This is a genomic window from Larsenimonas rhizosphaerae (genome assembly GCF_026240105.1).
Classification (GTDB): domain Bacteria; phylum Pseudomonadota; class Gammaproteobacteria; order Pseudomonadales; family Halomonadaceae; genus Larsenimonas; species Larsenimonas rhizosphaerae.
The window spans coordinates 1,199,937-1,217,437 of sequence record NZ_JAPIVE010000001.1 but is presented as its reverse complement, the minus strand read 5'-3'; the positions used below and the strand labels follow the sequence as shown (position 1 = coordinate 1,217,437).

Genomic DNA, 17,501 nt, shown 5'->3' with positions numbered 1-17,501 from the left:
GAGAGCGCCATATTATGTCGAAGGAAAGCGCGCTCGGCCAGCGTTGTGGTTTGCCGAAGATGATCCATACGTCGCAACGCGAGCGTGCCGCCACGACCTTCGAATATGATACACTCGTCGCGTTTGCCAACCGTCTTGGGCGTCGGTAGACGTTGTGCCGTGACGAGATCATGTTATCAGGCAGCCAGCTTACTGTGTGAGCCCTAGCTTGCGGTGCTGCGCCTGCCGAACGCTGTATAAAGGATTCGACGACCCATGGGTGAGATCGCCAGAGAAATTCTGCCAGTCAATATCGAGGATGAGCTCAAGCAGTCGTACCTTGATTATGCGATGAGTGTCATTATCGGGAGGGCCCTGCCTGATGTGCGCGATGGCCTCAAGCCGGTTCACCGCCGTGTTCTGTTTGCCATGCACGAGCTGGGTAATGACTGGAACAAGGCTTACAAGAAGTCTGCACGTGTAGTAGGGGATGTGATCGGTAAGTATCACCCGCACGGTGACAGCGCCGTCTACGACACGATCGTGCGTATGGCGCAGACCTTCTCGATGCGCTACGTGCTGGTCGATGGCCAGGGGAACTTCGGGTCGATCGACGGCGATAGTGCCGCAGCCATGCGTTATACCGAAGTACGCATGGCGCGTCTGTCCCACGAACTTCTTTCCGACCTGGAAAAGGAAACGGTTGACTGGGTCGACAACTACGACGGTACCGAGCGCATTCCCGCCGTACTGCCGACACGGGTGCCCAATCTGCTGGTCAACGGTGCCTCGGGTATTGCTGTCGGCATGGCGACCAATGTGCCGCCGCATAACATGACGGAAGTCGTGGATGCCTGTCTGGCCCTGATTGATAACCATGAGCTCACCATTGATGACCTCATGGAATACATTCCCGGCCCTGATTTTCCGACAGGAGCCATCATCAATGGTCGCGCTGGTATCATCGATGCATACCGCACCGGACGTGGTCGAATCTATGTGCGTGCACGCCACACCGTTGAGTATCACGAAAAGACCGGGCGCGATCATATCGTGATCACCGAGCTGCCTTACCAGGTCAACAAGGCACGTCTGATCGAAAAGATTGCCGAACTGGTCAAGGAAAAACGCATCGAGGGCATTGCCGAGCTGCGTGATGAGTCTGACAAGGATGGCCTGCGCGTCGTGATTGAAGCCAAGCGGGGCGAAAGTGGCGATGTCATCGTCAATAACCTGTTTGCACAGACGCAGCTTCAGACCGTATTCGGCATCAACGTGGTGGCGCTGGATAACGGACAGCCCCGTACCCTGAACCTCAAGCAGATGCTTGAGGCATTCATCCGTCACCGTCGTGAGGTGGTGACCCGTCGTACGTTGTTTGAACTTAGAAAGGCGAAGGACCGGGGGCATATCCTTGAGGGCCTGACTGTTGCCATTTCAAACATCGACAGTGTCATCGAGATGATCAAGGCCTCGCCATCGGCTTCAGAGGCGAAGGAAAAGCTGATTGCAGCCGTCTGGTCGCCGGGGCAGGTGCTTGACATGCTCGACCGCGCCGGTGCATCGGCCTGTGAGCCGGATGACATGCCGTCCGGGTTCGGTCTTTCCGACAGCCGCACCGAATACCGGCTTACTCCGGTTCAGGCGCAGGCCATCCTCGAACTTCGCCTTCACCGCCTGACCGGTCTTGAAACCGAAAAGCTGCTGGATGAATACAAGACCATCCTTGACCGTATTGCCGAGCTTACCCGCATTCTGGCCTCTGCTGACCGGTTGATGGAAGTCATCCGTGAGGAGCTTGAAGCTGTCCGGGCCCAGTATGGTGATGAGCGGCGTACGGAAATCCAGACGAGCCGGCTTGATCTCACCATCGAAGACCTGATCAACGAAGAGGATATGGTCGTGACCATGTCCCGCTCCGGCTACGTCAAGACGCAGCCGCTGTCGGATTATCAGGCTCAGAAGCGTGGCGGGCGCGGCAAGTCGGCCACGGTCATGAAAAACGAAGATGTGATCGAGCACCTGCTGGTGGCTTCCACACACGATACGGTTCTACTGTTTTCGGATCGTGGCAAGGTGTACTGGCTCAAGGTCTACGAAATGCCTCAGGCAAGTCGTGGTTCGCGCGGTCGTCCCATGGTCAACCTGCTGCCGCTGGATGATGGCGAGTGGATTACGGCCATACTGCCGGTGCGTGAATACCGCGAAGACAGCTATATCTTCTTTGCCACGGCCAACGGTACGGTCAAGCGCACCACGCTGGACCAGTTCTCCCGGCCACGCAGTTCCGGGCTGATTGCCCTGGACCTTGAAGACGGTGATCGGCTGGTCGGCGCGTCCATTACTTCGGGCAGTGATCATGCCATTCTGTGCTCCTCCAATGGCAAGGCCATTCGCTTCGATGAAAACGATGTCCGCGCCATGGGTCGTACCGCACGCGGTGTGCGTGGTATGCGACTGCTGGGTGATGCTCGAGTGATCAGCCTGATTATCCCGGGCTCCACGGTTATTGATGCTGCTGCAGACGCCGAGGATGCTGATGAAACGGTAGCCGTACCGTCAGCTCAGGATGGCCAGTCCGAGCAGATTTATATCCTGACCGCATCTGAAAACGGTTATGGCAAGCGCACTCGTCTTGAGGAGTTTCCGTTGCGGGGTCGAGGCGGGCAGGGCGTGATTGCCATGCAGACCTCGGAGCGAAACGGCGCTCTGGTCGCAGCCATTCAGGTGGCGGAGCAGGACGAGATGATGATGATCACCAATCGCGGTACCCTGGTACGTACGCGTGTCAGTGAGGTCTCGATCAGCTCCAGAAACACTCAGGGGGTTACCCTGATTCGTACGGCGACCGATGAGCAGCTCGTGTCCACCGTGCGCCTGGACGAGCTGGATGTTGAAGAGCCGTCAAGCGAGACGACCGAGTCGGAAGAACAGGCTGATACTTCGGTTGATGAGCAATCCTCGATGGACACTACCGACACGGATGACTGATGGTTTGCCTCGGGGCTATTTCCCGAGACGCTGTTGGGCACTGTGCATCGGGCACGTGTATTAACTTGATCTGCAATGCAGGTCCGTGACCTGCATTGCTTCCGTTACAGGGGAGGGCCGCCGTGCCCTCCCGGTTTGAAGGACGCACGTCAGATGACTCGACACTATAATTTCTGTTCAGGCCCGGCCACGCTGCCTCTTGCGGTACTTGAGCGCGCTCAATCCGAGATGCTCGATTATCGTGGGAAGGGGCTTTCCGTGATGGAGATGAGCCATCGCAGCAGCGATTACATGGCAATTGCAGAAAAGGCCGAAGCGGATTTCCGCGACCTTCTTGGGGTGCCGGACAATTATAGTGTGCTGTTCATGCAGGGTGGCGCGGCAACGCAGTTCTCGGCCAGTGCGCTTAACCTGACCGGCAGGGGTGGTACGCCCAACTTTCTTGATACCGGCATCTGGTCGCGCAAGGCGATGGCTGAAGCCGAGCGCCTGACAGGGGCGCATCTTGCTGGAGGCAGCAAGTCCAATGGCTATACGGCCACGCCGGCGTCGGACAGCATCCAGCTCAGCGATGATGCGGCCTATCTGCACTTTACCGATAACGAGACCATCGGCGGTGTTCAGTTTGATCGCCTGCCCGAGGTGAATGTACCTCTGGTCTGTGACATGTCGTCTTCCATTCTATCTGTCCCGCTGGATATTTCCCGCTATGGCGTGATCTATGCCGGCGCCCAGAAAAATATCGGCCCGGCCGGCCTGACTCTGGTGATTGTGCGTAATGATCTTCTGGAGCAGGCGCAGGACAGCATTCCGTCCATGTTGTCCTGGAAGGTCATGGCTGAAAACGGCTCGATGTATAACACTCCCCCTACCTATGCCTGGTACCTTGCCGGTCTGGTCTTTGAGTGGCTGAAGGAGCAGGGTGGAGTAGAGGCAATGGCTGTCGTCAATCGCCGGAAGGCGGAGAAGGTGTATCGTGCCATCGATGGTAGTCGCCTTTATGACAACCCGATTGCTGTGGGTAGTCGCTCCATCATGAATATACCGTTCACATTGAAGGATGAGGCTCTGAATGATCCTTTCCTGCGGGAAAGTGAAGCTGCAGGACTGTTGACGCTGAAAGGGCATCGCAGTGTGGGTGGCATGCGGGCCAGCATTTACAACGCCATGCCGGAAGAAGGCGTGGATACGCTGGTAGATTTCATGGCAGCCTTTGAACAACGTCACTGGAAAGGGTAAACCGTATGTCGGATCACATGCCTTCACAGGATAGCGAGACGCTGGACACGCTTCGGCAGCGTATTGATCGGCTCGATCAGGATATTCTGAATCTGATCAGTGAGCGCGCCCGCTGTGCGCAGGACGTGGCCAACGTCAAGCTGGCTGAAAACCCCGATGCCATCTTTTATCGTCCCGAGCGGGAAGCAGGAGTGTTGCGTCGGATCATGGAGCTCAACCAGGGGCCGCTCAGCAACGAGGAAATGGCGCGCCTTTTCCGCGAAATCATGTCGTCCTGTCTGGCGCTTGAGCAGCCGGTGCGCGTGGCTTATCTGGGGCCGGAAGGTACCTTTACCGAGCAGGCTGCCCTGAAACACTTCGGGGGCAGTGCAGTGCATGTGTCCACCAATGCCATCGATGAAGTCTTCCGTGAGGTTGAGGCTGGTGCGACCCATTACGGGGTCGTGCCGGTGGAAAACTCCACTGAAGGTATCGTCAGCCACACGCTGGACTCGTTCATGGCTGCCTCGCCATCGCTGAAGATCAACGGTGAAGTCGTTCTGCGGATTCACCAGCATCTGCTGGTTTCCGAACGTACCCGGAGAGATCAGATCTCTCGTATTTACTCGCACAGCCAGTCGCTCGCTCAATGCCGTAAATGGCTTGATGCTCATTATCCGCACGCCGAGCGTATTGCCGTGTCGTCCAATGCTGAAGCCGCGCGCCTGGTGAAAAGCGAATGGCATAGTGCCGCCATCGCCGGAGACATGGCGGCCAAACGCTACGGGCTTGAGCGGGTAGCTGAAAAGATCGAGGACCAGCCGGACAATTCAACCCGTTTCCTGATCATCGGAACCCACGATGTACCACCGAGCGGTGACGACAAGACATCCATTGTGGCCGCGATGCGGAACAAGCCCGGTGTACTGCATGATCTGCTGGAGCCTTTCCAGCGCCATGGCATCGACATGACTCGTCTCGAAAGTCGGCCTTCCCGCAATGGCGCCTGGAGCTATGTCTTTTTCATAGACTTCAAGGGGCACCAGAATGACGAAAAGGTCCGGGCTGCTCTGGATGAGGCTCAGGCCTGTGCTGCCGAACTCAAGGTGCTGGGGTCCTATCCGGTGGGGGTGTTGTGACAGCCTTTGTGCCAGCGAGTGCACTCGACCGGGAAACCGTGCTTGTCATCGGGCTGGGACTGATGGGGGCTTCGGTGGCAGCCGGTCTGAAGGCTGTCGGTTTTGGTGGGCGCGTGCTGGCAAGTGACCGGCGCGAGGCTGATATTCAGACCGGTCTGTCGATGGGGATCATCGATGGCAGTGGACCGCTTGACGAGCTGATTCCCCAGGCAACGCTGGTGGTTATTGCCGTGCCGGTGCTTGCCATTGAATCCGTGCTGGAAGCCATGGCTCCGTTATGGCGCGATGATCTGGTTGTAACGGATGTCGGTAGTACCAAGCAGGCCGTGCGACAGTCGGTGGCGCGGGTGTTTGGATATATACCGCCGAACATGATACTGGGGCACCCCATTGCCGGGTCCGAGCGCAGTGGCGTGACGGCGGCGCAGGCAGGCCTCTTTGAGCGTCACAAGGTTATTGTGACACCAGAGGCAGATAGCTGTCGTTCGGCGCTGGCCAGAGTACATGCGTTGTGGCAACGGCTGGGGGCGGATGTGCTCGAGATGGGCGTTGAGCGCCACGATGATGTGCTTGCCCGTACCAGTCATCTGCCGCATCTACTGGCATTCTCGCTGGTGGATACGCTGGCGCGCCAGGATGAGCGACTGGACATCTTCCGTTATGCCGCGGGCGGATTTCGCGATTTTACTCGAATTGCCGGTAGTGACCCGGTGATGTGGCGTGATGTGTTCAGGGCCAACAAGACAGCAGTGCTGGGCGCGCTCGATGAGTTTGAGCAGGGAGTGTCACGGCTTCGCCAGGCGATCGAGGCTGACGATGATGATGCCATGCTGGGGGCCTTCTCACGGGCGAGCCATGCGCGACATTATTTTGAAACATTGTTGAATCAAGCGAGCTATCAGTCAATGGAACAACGCAATATTACCTATCGTGCGAGCGCTGGCGGTCATGTGCAGGGCCGTATTCGTGTGCCGGGCGACAAATCGATGTCTCATCGGTCCATCATGCTTGGAGCGCTGGCAGACGGTGTTACCGAGGTCGACGGGTTTCTCGAGGGCGAGGACAGCCTGGCCACGCTGCAGGCATTTCGCGAAATGGGTGTGGTGATTGAAGGGCCTCATGATGGTCGCGTCGTGATTCATGGTGTGGGTATGCATGGCCTTCAGGCTCCGGCTGGCGCGTTGTATGTAGGAAATTCGGGAACCGCCATGCGTCTTTTTGCCGGTCTGCTGGCTGGCCAGGCATTTGATACCGAGCTGACTGGTGACGCTTCGCTGACACGTCGCCCCATGGGGCGGGTGGTTGATCCGCTGCGCCTGATGGGAGCACACATCGAGGCGAGCGAGGGTGATCGGCCGCCGCTGCGTATCAAGGGGGGGCAGGTGCTTCAAAGGCTGGATTACGATTTGCCCATGGCAAGCGCACAGGTCAAATCCTGCATTCTGCTGGCAGGCATGTATGCCGAAGGTGAAACCCGGGTGCGCGAGCCAGCCCCGACTCGCGACCATACGGAAAGGATGCTCAACGGGTTTGGCTATCCGGTAGAGCGCAGCGGCAATGAGGCGCGCCTTGCAGGTGGTGGCCGCATGACCGGTGGGCCGATTGATGTGCCGGCAGATATCTCATCTGCTGCCTTTTTCCTGGTGGCGGCGTCCATTACTCCTGGCGCAGACCTTGTGCTCGAACACGTTGGTGTGAATCCTACGCGTACCGGTGTGATTGCCATTCTTCAGGCGATGGGTGCTGACCTGCGTCTTGAAAATGAACGGGAAGTCGGCGGTGAGCCGGTAGCAGATATTCATGTTCGCTACGCGCCACTCAAGGGTGTTGATATCGACCCGAATCAGGTTCCTCTGGCCATTGATGAGTTCCCTGTTCTGTTTATCGCCGCTGCCAATGCGGAAGGTAAGACACGTCTGCGCGGCGCCGAAGAGCTTAGGGTCAAGGAGTCGGATCGTATCCAGGCCATGGCTGATGGGATGGCCGTGCTGGGTATTGAGCATACGGTACTGGAAGATGGTATCGATATTGTTGGCGGTCAGTATGGCGGGGGTACGGTAGATAGTCTGGGAGATCATCGTATTGCCATGGCGTTCAGCGTGGCCGCACTTTGCGCCAGTGAAGCCATCACGATTCAGGACTGCGCAAACGTCGCGACGTCCTTTCCGGATTTTCTGTCGCTGTCAGCATCCATCGGGATGCGTGTGCAGGCCGAGGAGGCGTAATGAGCTACCCGGTTATTACGCTCGATGGGCCAGGCGGTGCGGGCAAGGGCACTATCAGCCGCCTTGTGGCCGAAGCACTTGGCTGGCATTTGCTGGATTCCGGTGCCATCTACCGGCTTGCCGCGCTGTCCTGTCGCCGACAGGGGGTGGCACTGGATAATGAGGGTCGGGTAGCTGAGCTCGCTCGGGCTCTCGATATTGCCTTTGAGCCGGAGGAGGCTACCACTCGTGTCCTGCTCGGTGGCGAAGATGTCAGTTGTGCGATTCGAACCGAGCAGGCAGGAGGTGATGCCTCCCGTGTGGCTTCCCTGCCATCGGTTCGGCAGGCCCTGCTGGATCGTCAGCGTCATTTCGCCATGTCACCGGGGCTGGTAGCCGACGGGCGCGACATGGGGACCGTGGTTTTCCCGACGGCGGCACTCAAGATATTCCTGACCGCCAGCGCCGATGAGCGAGCGCAGCGCCGGTGGCGTCAGTTGCAGGAGGCAGGCATACATGCTAGCCTGCCCGATCTTCTGAAAGAGATTCAAACGCGTGATGCCCGGGACATGGAACGCAGTACGTCACCACTGGTGCCGGCTGAAGATGCCATCGTCCTGGATACCACGTCGAGTTCCATCGAGGATGTCGTGTCACACGTCATGAGCCTTGCCCAGGCGCGGCAACTGACGTAACGCCTACCTTGTTCGAAGGCCCCGGTACAGTGTCATGGGGTGAGCATGTACGTATCAGAAAACATGTTCACGTCTAACCAGCGCTAACACTCCCGGGGATTTTATACTGGCCCGTGCTTGCTGGTGGTGCGGAGAGCAGGCGGTTAATGCCGCTTCACGTTGAGACATAGGAACATCATGAGCGAAAGTTTTGCTGAACTATTTGAGCAGTCCCTTCAGGACATCAACATGGAACCCGGTGCCATTGTCATGGCTACAGTGGTTGATGTTGACGGTGACTGGATCACGGTTAACGCCGGTCTGAAATCCGAAGGCCAGATTCCGGCTGCTCAGTTCAAAAACGACAATGGTGAACTGACAATTAGTGTGGGCGATGAAGTCAAGGTCGCTCTGGAAGCCGTTGAAGACGGTTTCGGCGAGACTCGTCTGTCCCGCGAAAAAGCCAAGCGCGCTGAAGCCTGGAAAGAGCTTGAAGCTGCGTTCGAGGATGATGCTGTCGTCAAGGGCATCATCAATGGCAAGGTCAAGGGCGGTTTCACTGTCGACGTCAACTCCATCCGTGCCTTCCTGCCGGGTTCACTGGTAGATGTTCGTCCGGTTCGTGACACGACTCACCTTGAAAACAAGGAACTTGAGTTCAAGGTCATCAAGCTTGATCCGAAGCGCAACAACGTCGTTGTATCACGTCGTGCGGTTCTGGAAGCTGAAAACAGTGCAGAGCGTGAAGCGCTTCTCGCTACCCTTCAGGAAGGCCAGCAGATCAATGGTATCGTCAAGAACCTGACTGACTACGGTGCCTTTGTTGATCTGGGTGGTGTTGATGGCCTCCTGCACATTACCGACATGGCCTGGAAGCGTATCAAGCATCCGAGCGAAATCGTTGCCGTTGGTGATGAAATCAACGTCAAGGTGCTGAAGTTCGACCGTGAGCGTAACCGTGTTTCCCTGGGTCTCAAGCAGCTGGGTGAAGATCCGTGGGTCAACATCAAGGCGCGCTATCCGGAAGGTACACGTGTTGAAGCACGCGTCACCAATCTGACCGACTACGGCTGCTTTGCCGAGCTGGAAGAAGGCGTTGAAGGTCTGGTTCACGTATCCGAAATGGATTGGACCAACAAGAACATTCATCCGTCCAAGGTTGTTCAGGTCGGTGATGACGTAGGTGTCATGGTTCTTGATATCGATGAAGAGCGTCGTCGTATTTCCCTGGGTATCAAGCAGTGCACGCCGAACCCCTGGGAAGAGTTCAACACGCACTTCAACAAGGGCGATCGCGTCACTGGTACCATCAAGTCCATTACTGATTTCGGTATCTTCATCGGTCTGGACGGTGGCATCGACGGTCTTGTTCACCTCTCCGACATTTCCTGGTCCGAGACGGGTGAAGAAGCGGTTCGCAACTACAAGAAGGGTGATGAAGCTGAAGCACTCATCCTGTCCATCGATCCCGAGCGTGAGCGTATCTCTCTTGGCATCAAGCAGATGGAAAGCGATCCGGTATCCGAGTACCTGGCAGTGAACGACAAGGGCGCTCTCGTAACGGGTCGCGTTGTTGAAGTTGATGCCAAGGAAGCGCTTGTCGAACTGGCAACTGATGTTGTTGCAGTGCTGAAGGCTTCTGAAATCAGCGCTGACCGTGTTGAAGACGCACGTAATGTGCTGAACGAAGGCGATAGCGTCGAAGCACGTATCGTTAACGTTGACCGCAAGAACCGCGTCATCAACCTGTCTGTCAAGGCGAAGGATCAGTCTGATACGCGCAAGACCATGCGTACCATGCGTGATCAGGACAGCACTGCTGATACAGCATCAGGCCCGACTACCATCGGCGATCTGATCAAGCAGCAGATGGAGCAGGATTCCTGATCAGGGAATGACTGCCGCTAAAAAGCCGCCCTTCGGGGCGGCTTTTTTTATGTCTGCTCGATTGTGTCAGAATCGGTCTGTGGCTTGGCATAACCATGGTAACCATAGGTCCGTGGCGGTATCAGCCTTCGTCATCCATGCGCTGTTCAGTGAGTGCCTGTTCCCATCCGCCAAGGTCCTTGAACCGATTGACCATGGCGCAGAAAAGGTCGGCAGTACGCTCTGTATCGTATCGGGCGGAATGAGCTGACTGGCTGTCAAAGGGAATACCTGCAGCGCGACAGGCGCGTGCCAGAACCGTTTGGCCGTACACGAAGCCACCCAGAGTAGCCGTGTCGAAGCTCGAGAAGGGATGAAAGGGATTGCGTTTGAGTCCCTGGCGTTCGATAGCGGCATTTAAAAAGCCGTGATCGAAGGCGGCATTATGGCCTACCAGAATAGCTCGTGTGCAGTTATGTGACTTGATGGCCTTGCGTACAGGCTTGACCAGTGCATCGAGCGCTTCCTTTTCACTGACGGCAATGTCCTTTCGAAACGGGCTGTCCAGCTGAATGCCGGTGAAATCAAGAGCGGCCTGTTCGATATTGGCGCCCTCAAAGGGCGTGATATGAAATGCCCATGTTTCGTCGGGCATCAGGTTGCCCTGGTCATCCATGGTCAGGGTGGTGGCCGCAATCTCGAGAATGGCATCTGTTTTCGAGTTGAAGCCACCTGTTTCGAGGTCCATTACCACCGGCAGGAAGCCACGAAAACGACGAGCCATTAAAGCTGCCGGGCTGGCATCGGTCATAAAGTATCCTTACTGGGAGGCCGCGCTGGGCACACACATGAAACGTGAAGTGAAAAGGGTTAGTGCAAAGTGTAACAGGTGATCATGGGGCCGTCTCACGTGCGTAGGCAGAAGCGGTGTTCGCCACGGGAGAGGGACGTTATAATCATTGAAACTGGCGCCTGCGCGTAATAAAGCGATACGCTATTTTCGTGAGCTTCATCATCAACGAGGAGAAAAGCATGTCCGATGTGAAGAAGGTCGTTCTTGCCTATTCAGGTGGATTGGACACTTCGGTAATTGTCAAATGGTTGCAGGAAACCTATGACTGTGAAGTGGTGACCTTCACTGCCGATCTGGGGCAGGGCGAGGAAGTAGAGCCGGCCAGGGCCAAGGCTGAAGCATTGGGCGTGAAGGAAATCTACATCGAGGATCTGCGTGAAGTCTTTGTGCGCGATTATGTATACCCGATGTTTCGCGCCAACACCATCTACGAGGGCGAGTACCTGCTGGGTACGTCCATCGCCCGTCCGTTGATTGCGCGTCGTCTGATTGAAATTGCCAATGAAACCGGTGCCGATGCCATTTCACACGGTGCGACCGGCAAGGGCAACGATCAGGTGCGCTTCGAGTTGGGTGCCTATGCCCTCAAGCCTGGCGTCAAGGTCATTGCGCCCTGGCGTGAGTGGGATCTGAATTCGCGCGAAAAGCTGATGGGGTATTGCGAAGAGCATGATATCCCGGTTGATTTTGCCAAGAACAAGAAGAAGTCACCTTATTCCATGGATGCCAATCTGCTGCACATCTCTTACGAGGGTGGCAATCTGGAAGATCCGTGGGAGGAAGCAGAAGAAGACATGTGGCGCTGGAGCGTCAGTCCGGAAGCGGCACCGGACACGCCGACCTATGTCGAGCTTACCTACGAGCACGGCGACATTGTGGCCATCGATGGTCAGCCGATGAAGGCGCATGAAGTGCTGTCCTGGCTGAACCGGGTCGGTGGCGAAAACGGCATCGGTCGCCTTGATATCGTTGAAAACCGCTATGTTGGCATGAAATCACGTGGCTGCTATGAGACACCGGGAGGCACCATCATGCTTCGTGCCCATCGGGCCATCGAGTCTCTGACGCTGGACCGTGAAGCGGCGCATCTGAAGGATGAGCTGATGCCGCGTTACGCCGAGGTGATCTACAACGGTTACTGGTGGAGCCCGGAGCGAAAAATGCTGCAGGCTGCAATCGATGAAACGCAGAAGGTAGTCAACGGTGTGGTTCGCCTCAAGCTCTACAAGGGGAATGTGATTGTGGCTGGCCGAAAATCGGACGATTCCCTGTTCGACGCCTCGATTGCCACCTTCGAAGATGATGCCGGTGCCTATGACCAGAAGGATGCTGAGGGCTTTATCAAGCTCAATGCCCTGCGTCTGCGCATTGCCGCTTCACGCGGCCGTGACACTGACTGAGTCGTGGTTATGCCCTGTGTAAAAAAAGCCTCCCGGAAGGGAGGCTTTTTTATGCAGTCGGCAAGGGCAGGTCAGTGCAGCCCACCATTTTCACCGCCTCTGATGATGCCAACACCGATTCCTTCAATGGAAAAGCTGTGGGTTGTCGGATCGATGCAGATAGGGTCGAAATCAGTGTTCTCGGCCAGGAGATACACTGTGTCGTCGCGCCGATCCAGACGCTTGACGGTGACTTCATCGTCGATGCGGGCCACAACGATCTGGCCATTTCGTGCTTCGCTGGTACGATGAACCGCCAGTAAATCACCGTCCAGGATGCCGATGTCCTTCATTGACAGGCCGCGGACACGAAGAAGGTAGTCTGCGCCGGGACTGAAGTAATTTGACGGCAGGGGGCAGTAGCGGTCGATATGGGCCTCTGCCAGAATCGGTGAGCCAGCGGCCACTTCGCCGATGACCGGAAGGCCGCTCTCGGCCGTGTCCTCGGTCTGCGGCAGGCGAATACCGCGAGACGTACCCGGAATCATGTCGATGGCACCCTTTTTCTGCAGGGCGCGAAGATGTTCTTCCGCGGCATTGGCGGAACGAAAGCCCAGCGCCCGTGCAATTTCTGCTCGAGTGGGCGGGTAGCCATACTCCTGGAGTGTTCGCCTTATAAAGTCGTACACTTCCTGTTGTCGCGCAGTCAGCGGGCGTGCCATGGAAACTCCATATTGAAAGGGTGTACAGCCTGTGATTTTATCCAGTCCTTTACGCTCTGCCAAGCAACATTCAAGGGTGACAGGACGGAAAAGAACATATGGAGCAGACAACTACTTCGGAGCGGATCCTCGATGCCGCCGAGGCGCTCTTTGTGGAGCACGGGTTTACCGAAACCTCGTTGCGTGTGATCACGCGCAAGGCCGACGTTAATCTGGCGGCAGTGAATTATCATTTTGGTTCCAAGACGGCCCTTATCCAAGCGGTCTTTGCGCGCCATTTCGATCCGTTCGCCGAGTTGTTTGGCGCCGCTCTGGAGCGTTTGAAAGCTGATTCGCCGCCGTCTCTGGATGTGCTGATAGATACCCTGATTCACTGCGCGCTCAACACCTCCTCATCTCACGGTGATCTTCGCGTGTTCATGAAGTTGCTGGGAATGGCCTATACCCGCCATCAACCGAATCTGCGCGAGTACCTGCAGGATCATTATCGTCCACTGTTTGCCGACTTCATTGATCTGGTTACACAGGCAACTCCAAGGCTGCGGCGTGAAGATCGATTCTGGCGCCTGCATTTTCTACTGGGATCGATCGTGTTTACCCTGTCCAGTCTGGATACTCTGCGCGGCATGCATCCCGGTGAAACCGGCCATATGCCCGTACGTGCTCTGGCCGGCCAGGTTCGGCCAATGGTGCTGGCCACTCTGCAGGCACCTTCTACGGACTCCGCAGCCATTAGCCCCTTTTCTCAAGAGACTTCCTTATGACGTTATCCATTGGCCCGGTCATGCTCGATATCGCCGGTACGCAGTTGACTGACGAGGAGGCGACGCTACTGGCCTCGCCGGCAGTGGCGGGTGTCATCCTCTTTTCTCGAAATATTGATGACGCCTTCCAGGTGCGTGAGCTGTGTGCCTCGATTCGACAGGTCAATCCGGCACTTCTGATTGCCATTGATCAGGAGGGGGGGCGAGTTCAACGGCTGGTGACGGGGGTTACCCGTTTGCCGCCCATGGCAGGTTTCGGGCAGCTTGCACAACGGGAAGGGCAAACTGTAGCGGTGAGTGTGGCGCGTGATACCGGTTGGCTGCTTGGTATGGAAATGGCCGCTGTCGGGGTTGATTTTTCCTTCGCGCCGGTTCTGGACGTTGACAGCGACCGGTGCCCGGCCATCGGCAACCGCGCCTTTTCCGATGACCCCGATATGGTGGCTGCGCTGGCCGGAGCCTTCATCGAAGGGTTGCGTGAAGCCGGTATGGCCAGTGTCGGCAAGCATTTTCCGGGGCATGGTCATGTAGCACTGGATTCCCATCTGACCCTGCCGGTAGATGATCGGTCCTTCAAGGAAATCGAGTCCATCGATCTGGTGCCTTTCAGGCATCTGGCGCCGCATTTGACCGCCATCATGCCGGCACACGTCTGTTATCCGGCATTTGATGACCGGCCCGCCGGATTTTCGCCAAGCTGGCTGGGGCTTTTACGGGAAAGCCTGGGGTTCAAGGGTGTGGTGATTTCCGATGATTTGTCCATGAAAGGGGCGCACGGCGCCGGTACACCGCTGGCACGCGCGGAAATGGCACTGGCAGCAGGTTGTGACATGGTACTGATATGTAATGATCCTGACGGCGCTCGCCAGGCGGTTGCCGGCTTCGAGGGGCGTGAGCTGGGCGGTCGCGGTCTGTCCCGTCTACGGTTCGGCCGGGCCCGCCCTTCGCTGGAGGCGCTGGAAGCCCTTGGTCGATGGCGCAAGATTCATGCGCGGTTGGCTGCCATGTGCGAGCTCGCCGAGAGACAACAATAATGCTTGAGCAGGCGGGATGGATGGCATGGATGGTTTCTTTTCGATAATCAACGAGCTCCGGGGCTGGATAGACAAGGTAGGAGTGCCGGACTGGCTTGTTACGCCGCTGATCGCGCTGGGGCTGACCATACTGGTGGACCTTGTATTCTGGCTGTCGCTCAAGCCCCTTGAGCGTCGCCTGAAAGCCACCCCCAATCGTTGGGACGATGTGCTGGTGGCCGCTGTGCGTGCGCCGCTGCGCGCATGGGTATGGCTGGTGGGATTAACCATCATTGTCATGACCGTGGGGCTTCACTTTGACCAGAGCTGGCTGACCGAGCGTGCGCCCATGGTCAGCAAGTTGCTGACGCTGGTGCTGATCGGTTGGCTTGGCTGGCGATTTATCGGGCGCATCGAGCGGCGCATGGTATTTCCCCCCGGTAACAGCAAGGGCCGAGCGCTGGAAAAAACCACCACTGATGCGTTGACCAAGGTATTTGGCGCAGTGCTTCTGACCATACTGGTACTGTGTGCGCTGAATGTGCTGGGTGTGTCGATTTCCGGAGTGCTGGCCTTTGGCGGGTTTGGTGGGCTGGTGGCAGGTTTTGCCGCACGGGACCTGCTGGCCAACTTTTTTGGCGGCATGGTGGTGCATGTGGACCGTCCCTTCAAGGTGGGAGACTGGATACGCTCGCCGGATCGTGACATCGAAGGGGTGGTCGAGGACATCGGGTGGCGTTTGACCCGGATAAAAACCTTTCCCGGGCCGCTGTTGTATGTTCCCAACGCAATTTTCAGCCAGGTCGTGGTTGAAAACCCCAGTCGGATGACCAATCGGCGGATCTGGGAAACCCTGAGCATCCGTTACGAGGATGCCGGTGTGGTGGATGCCATAACACATGACATCGATGAGATGCTTAATAACCTGGACGGCATTGATCGCAATGACGTGATCACGGTCAAGCTCACCGGCTTTGGCCCCTACTCGCTGGACATCATGGTGTATGCGCTCACCGAGATAACGGACTGGCAGCATTATCACGAAATCAAGCAGCATGTCCTGCTGAAGGTGCGTGATATTGTCGAGGAGCATGGTGCAGCGCTGGCGCTGCCTGTTTCAAGGATTCAGATGGCCTCGAATGTGGCTGTCGAGATGCCTGAGCGCTCCGATTCAAGTAAGATGGCCGGTTCTACACCATCCGCGCCTTCTTCTTCCCCTCGTGATCGCCAGCGTGGCGGGCAGGGCAGCGAGGCGCCGGATGATTCGACCACTTCACAGCAAGATGCCGATGATGCCTGATAACGATCTTACCCCGGACCATGAACGTCATTACATGGACATGCGTACCCTGATGGAGCAGTCGGACTGTCTTGTGACTCAATCACAGCTGGAAGCCGCTCTGGACAGCATGGCGCAGCAGCTTGAGCAGCAGCTGGGTGACAAGCTGCCGGTCTTTTACTGTGTCATGAATGGCGGGCTGATCACGACCGGTCATCTGCTGACGCGGCTCGGGTTTCCACTTGAGGTGGATTACCTGCACGCGACGCGCTATCGCGGTCGTACCCGGGGTGGTGAGCTGTTCTGGCGTGTCTCGCCTGAAGTCCCCATGTCCGGGCGTCACGTGGTGATTGTCGATGACATTCTGGATGAGGGGACCACGCTGGCCGCCATTCTCAAGTACTGCCATGAGGCCGGAGCGCGCAGTGTGTCCAGTGCCGTGCTGGTTGACAAGCGCCATGACAGGAAGGCAGTGCCGGGGCTCAAGGCGGATTTCTGCGGCCTTGAAGTCGAAGACCGCTATGTGTTCGGATTTGGAATGGATTACAAGGGCTACTGGCGTAACGCGCCGGGCATTTTTGCACCCAAGGGGATGTAAGCCCCACGCTGCTACAGGAAAACGTCATGCTGGCCATCATTGGTGGTACCGGGCTTACGGAAATGCCGGGCCTTGATATTGTTGGACATTTCTCAAGTGAAACACCGCTGGGCACTGCCTCCAACGGGGTAACCCATGGCCGGCTTAACGGGCGTGACGTGTTGTTCATCGCGCGTCACGGCCATCCTCACAAGCTGCCGCCGCATCGCATCAACTACCGTGCCAATCTATGGGCCCTGAAGCAGGCCGGGGCTACCCGTGTGGTAGGTGTCAATGCGGTGGGTGGAATTGATCCGCTGTTGGCGCCCGGCACACTGGTGGTGCCTGACCAGTTGGTGGATTATACCCATGATCGTGAAGCTACCTTCTTTGATGGGCGCTTCAAGCCGTTGAAACATATTGATTTTTCATGGCCTTACAGCGCCGGGCTGCGTGAGGCGCTGCTGCAGGCCGGGCGTGATCAGGGGCTATCCGTAGTGGATGGTGGTATTTACGGCGCAACTCAGGGGCCGCGACTTGAGACAGCCGCTGAAATCAGTCGTCTTGCTCGCGATGGATGTACGCTGGTGGGCATGACCGGTATGCCGGAAGCGGCGCTGGCACGTGAGTTGGCACTGGAATATGCCTGTCTTTCTCTGGTGGTCAATCCTGCTGCGGGCGTCACGGATGCCGAAATCACCATGGCCGAGATCGAGGCCGCTCTTGAAGGCGCCATGGTTCAGGCGCGAGGGCTTCTGGAGCATCTTCTGGTCTGCTCGGATGTACCTGACCTTGAATCGTGATTGATATACCTTCGTGAAAAAGCCCGGCCTGTTGGCCGGG

General features: G+C 57.2%; 14 protein-coding genes. 12 read left to right on the top strand and 2 right to left on the bottom strand.

Annotated elements, in window-relative coordinates; all coding sequences use genetic code 11:
• Nucleotides 1-255: 255 nt before the first annotated feature.
• From gyrA to rpsA, 6 genes are all read left to right on the top strand, one after another.
• Nucleotides 256-2,970 carry a DNA gyrase subunit A gene (gene gyrA, locus OQ287_RS05640; protein ID WP_265895803.1) on the top strand — a complete coding sequence of 905 codons (2,715 nt, stop codon included), beginning with the start codon at nucleotides 256-258 and terminating at the stop codon, nucleotides 2,968-2,970.
• Between the two features lie 153 nt (nucleotides 2,971-3,123).
• Nucleotides 3,124-4,209, top strand: coding sequence for a 3-phosphoserine/phosphohydroxythreonine transaminase (gene serC / locus OQ287_RS05635; protein WP_265895802.1), 1,086 nt, complete (start codon nucleotides 3,124-3,126; stop codon nucleotides 4,207-4,209).
• Nucleotides 4,210-4,214: 5 nt separating this feature from the next.
• Nucleotides 4,215-5,327, top strand: coding sequence for a prephenate dehydratase (pheA, locus tag OQ287_RS05630; RefSeq protein ID WP_250937536.1), 1,113 nt, complete (start codon nucleotides 4,215-4,217; stop codon nucleotides 5,325-5,327).
• Complete coding sequence (locus OQ287_RS05625; RefSeq protein ID WP_265895801.1) at nucleotides 5,324-7,552, top strand: bifunctional prephenate dehydrogenase/3-phosphoshikimate 1-carboxyvinyltransferase; 2,229 nt, start codon at nucleotides 5,324-5,326, stop codon at nucleotides 7,550-7,552. The genes pheA and OQ287_RS05625 overlap by 4 nt, the downstream gene beginning before the upstream one ends.
• Nucleotides 7,552-8,226, top strand: coding sequence for a (d)CMP kinase (gene cmk, locus OQ287_RS05620; RefSeq protein ID WP_250937535.1), 675 nt, complete (start codon nucleotides 7,552-7,554; stop codon nucleotides 8,224-8,226). The genes OQ287_RS05625 and cmk overlap by 1 nt, the downstream gene beginning before the upstream one ends.
• Nucleotides 8,227-8,403: 177 nt before the next feature.
• Nucleotides 8,404-10,092: a 30S ribosomal protein S1 gene (rpsA, locus tag OQ287_RS05615; RefSeq protein WP_250937534.1), complete on the top strand. Its 1,689-nt coding sequence runs from the start codon at nucleotides 8,404-8,406 to the stop codon at nucleotides 10,090-10,092.
• Nucleotides 10,093-10,213: 121 nt separating this feature from the next.
• On the opposite strand, the gene rnt is transcribed toward rpsA, so the two are convergent.
• Nucleotides 10,214-10,882 (bottom strand): ribonuclease T, encoded by a 669-nt coding sequence (gene rnt, locus OQ287_RS05610; RefSeq protein ID WP_250937533.1) that lies wholly within the window; start codon nucleotides 10,880-10,882, stop codon nucleotides 10,214-10,216.
• A 221-nt stretch (nucleotides 10,883-11,103) separates the two neighbouring features.
• Here rnt and OQ287_RS05605 point away from each other — a divergent pair, with 221 nt between their 5' ends.
• Entirely contained in the window at nucleotides 11,104-12,324 is a 1,221-nt protein-coding gene (locus OQ287_RS05605) for an argininosuccinate synthase (protein ID WP_250937532.1), read from the top strand.
• A gap of 71 nt (nucleotides 12,325-12,395) precedes the next feature.
• Here the strand turns inward: OQ287_RS05605 and lexA are convergent, their stop codons facing one another.
• Entirely contained in the window at nucleotides 12,396-13,025 is a 630-nt protein-coding gene (lexA, locus tag OQ287_RS05600; protein ID WP_265895800.1) for a transcriptional repressor LexA, read from the bottom strand.
• Nucleotides 13,026-13,123: 98 nt separating this feature from the next.
• Between lexA and OQ287_RS05595 the strand changes: the two genes are divergently transcribed.
• From OQ287_RS05595 to OQ287_RS05575, 5 genes are read left to right on the top strand one after another with little or no spacing between them, the layout of a single operon-like run.
• Nucleotides 13,124-13,789, top strand: coding sequence for a TetR/AcrR family transcriptional regulator (locus tag OQ287_RS05595; RefSeq protein ID WP_250937529.1), 666 nt, complete (start codon nucleotides 13,124-13,126; stop codon nucleotides 13,787-13,789).
• Nucleotides 13,786-14,823: a beta-N-acetylhexosaminidase gene (gene nagZ / locus OQ287_RS05590; RefSeq protein ID WP_265895799.1), complete on the top strand. Its 1,038-nt coding sequence runs from the start codon at nucleotides 13,786-13,788 to the stop codon at nucleotides 14,821-14,823. Before OQ287_RS05595 ends, nagZ begins: the two co-directional genes overlap by 4 nt.
• A gap of 25 nt (nucleotides 14,824-14,848) precedes the next feature.
• Nucleotides 14,849-16,102, top strand: coding sequence for a mechanosensitive ion channel family protein (locus tag OQ287_RS05585; RefSeq protein WP_265895798.1), 1,254 nt, complete (start codon nucleotides 14,849-14,851; stop codon nucleotides 16,100-16,102).
• On the top strand, nucleotides 16,095-16,679 hold the full coding sequence (locus OQ287_RS05580) for a hypoxanthine-guanine phosphoribosyltransferase (RefSeq protein ID WP_407658241.1): 585 nt from the start codon (nucleotides 16,095-16,097) through the stop codon (nucleotides 16,677-16,679). Before OQ287_RS05585 ends, OQ287_RS05580 begins: the two co-directional genes overlap by 8 nt.
• Before the next feature lie 26 nt (nucleotides 16,680-16,705).
• Entirely contained in the window at nucleotides 16,706-17,461 is a 756-nt protein-coding gene (locus tag OQ287_RS05575) for an S-methyl-5'-thioinosine phosphorylase (protein WP_265895797.1), read from the top strand.
• Nucleotides 17,462-17,501 lie beyond the last annotated feature (40 nt).

Coding starts and splice junctions, on each gene's coding strand:
- rpsA (WP_250937534.1), top strand. CDS start 8,404: ATGAGCGAAAGTTTTGCTGAACTATTTGAGCAGTCCCTTCAGGACATC.
- serC (WP_265895802.1), top strand. CDS start 3,124: ATGACTCGACACTATAATTTCTGTTCAGGCCCGGCCACGCTGCCTCTT.
- gyrA (WP_265895803.1), top strand. CDS start 256: ATGGGTGAGATCGCCAGAGAAATTCTGCCAGTCAATATCGAGGATGAG.
- OQ287_RS05575 (WP_265895797.1), top strand. CDS start 16,706: ATGCTGGCCATCATTGGTGGTACCGGGCTTACGGAAATGCCGGGCCTT.
- OQ287_RS05580 (WP_407658241.1), top strand. CDS start 16,095: ATGCCTGATAACGATCTTACCCCGGACCATGAACGTCATTACATGGAC.
- OQ287_RS05595 (WP_250937529.1), top strand. CDS start 13,124: ATGGAGCAGACAACTACTTCGGAGCGGATCCTCGATGCCGCCGAGGCG.
- OQ287_RS05605 (WP_250937532.1), top strand. CDS start 11,104: ATGTCCGATGTGAAGAAGGTCGTTCTTGCCTATTCAGGTGGATTGGAC.
- pheA (WP_250937536.1), top strand. CDS start 4,215: ATGTCGGATCACATGCCTTCACAGGATAGCGAGACGCTGGACACGCTT.
- nagZ (WP_265895799.1), top strand. CDS start 13,786: ATGACGTTATCCATTGGCCCGGTCATGCTCGATATCGCCGGTACGCAG.
- OQ287_RS05585 (WP_265895798.1), top strand. CDS start 14,849: ATGGATGGTTTCTTTTCGATAATCAACGAGCTCCGGGGCTGGATAGAC.
- cmk (WP_250937535.1), top strand. CDS start 7,552: ATGAGCTACCCGGTTATTACGCTCGATGGGCCAGGCGGTGCGGGCAAG.
- rnt (WP_250937533.1), bottom strand. CDS start 10,882: ATGACCGATGCCAGCCCGGCAGCTTTAATGGCTCGTCGTTTTCGTGGC.
- lexA (WP_265895800.1), bottom strand. CDS start 13,025: ATGGCACGCCCGCTGACTGCGCGACAACAGGAAGTGTACGACTTTATA.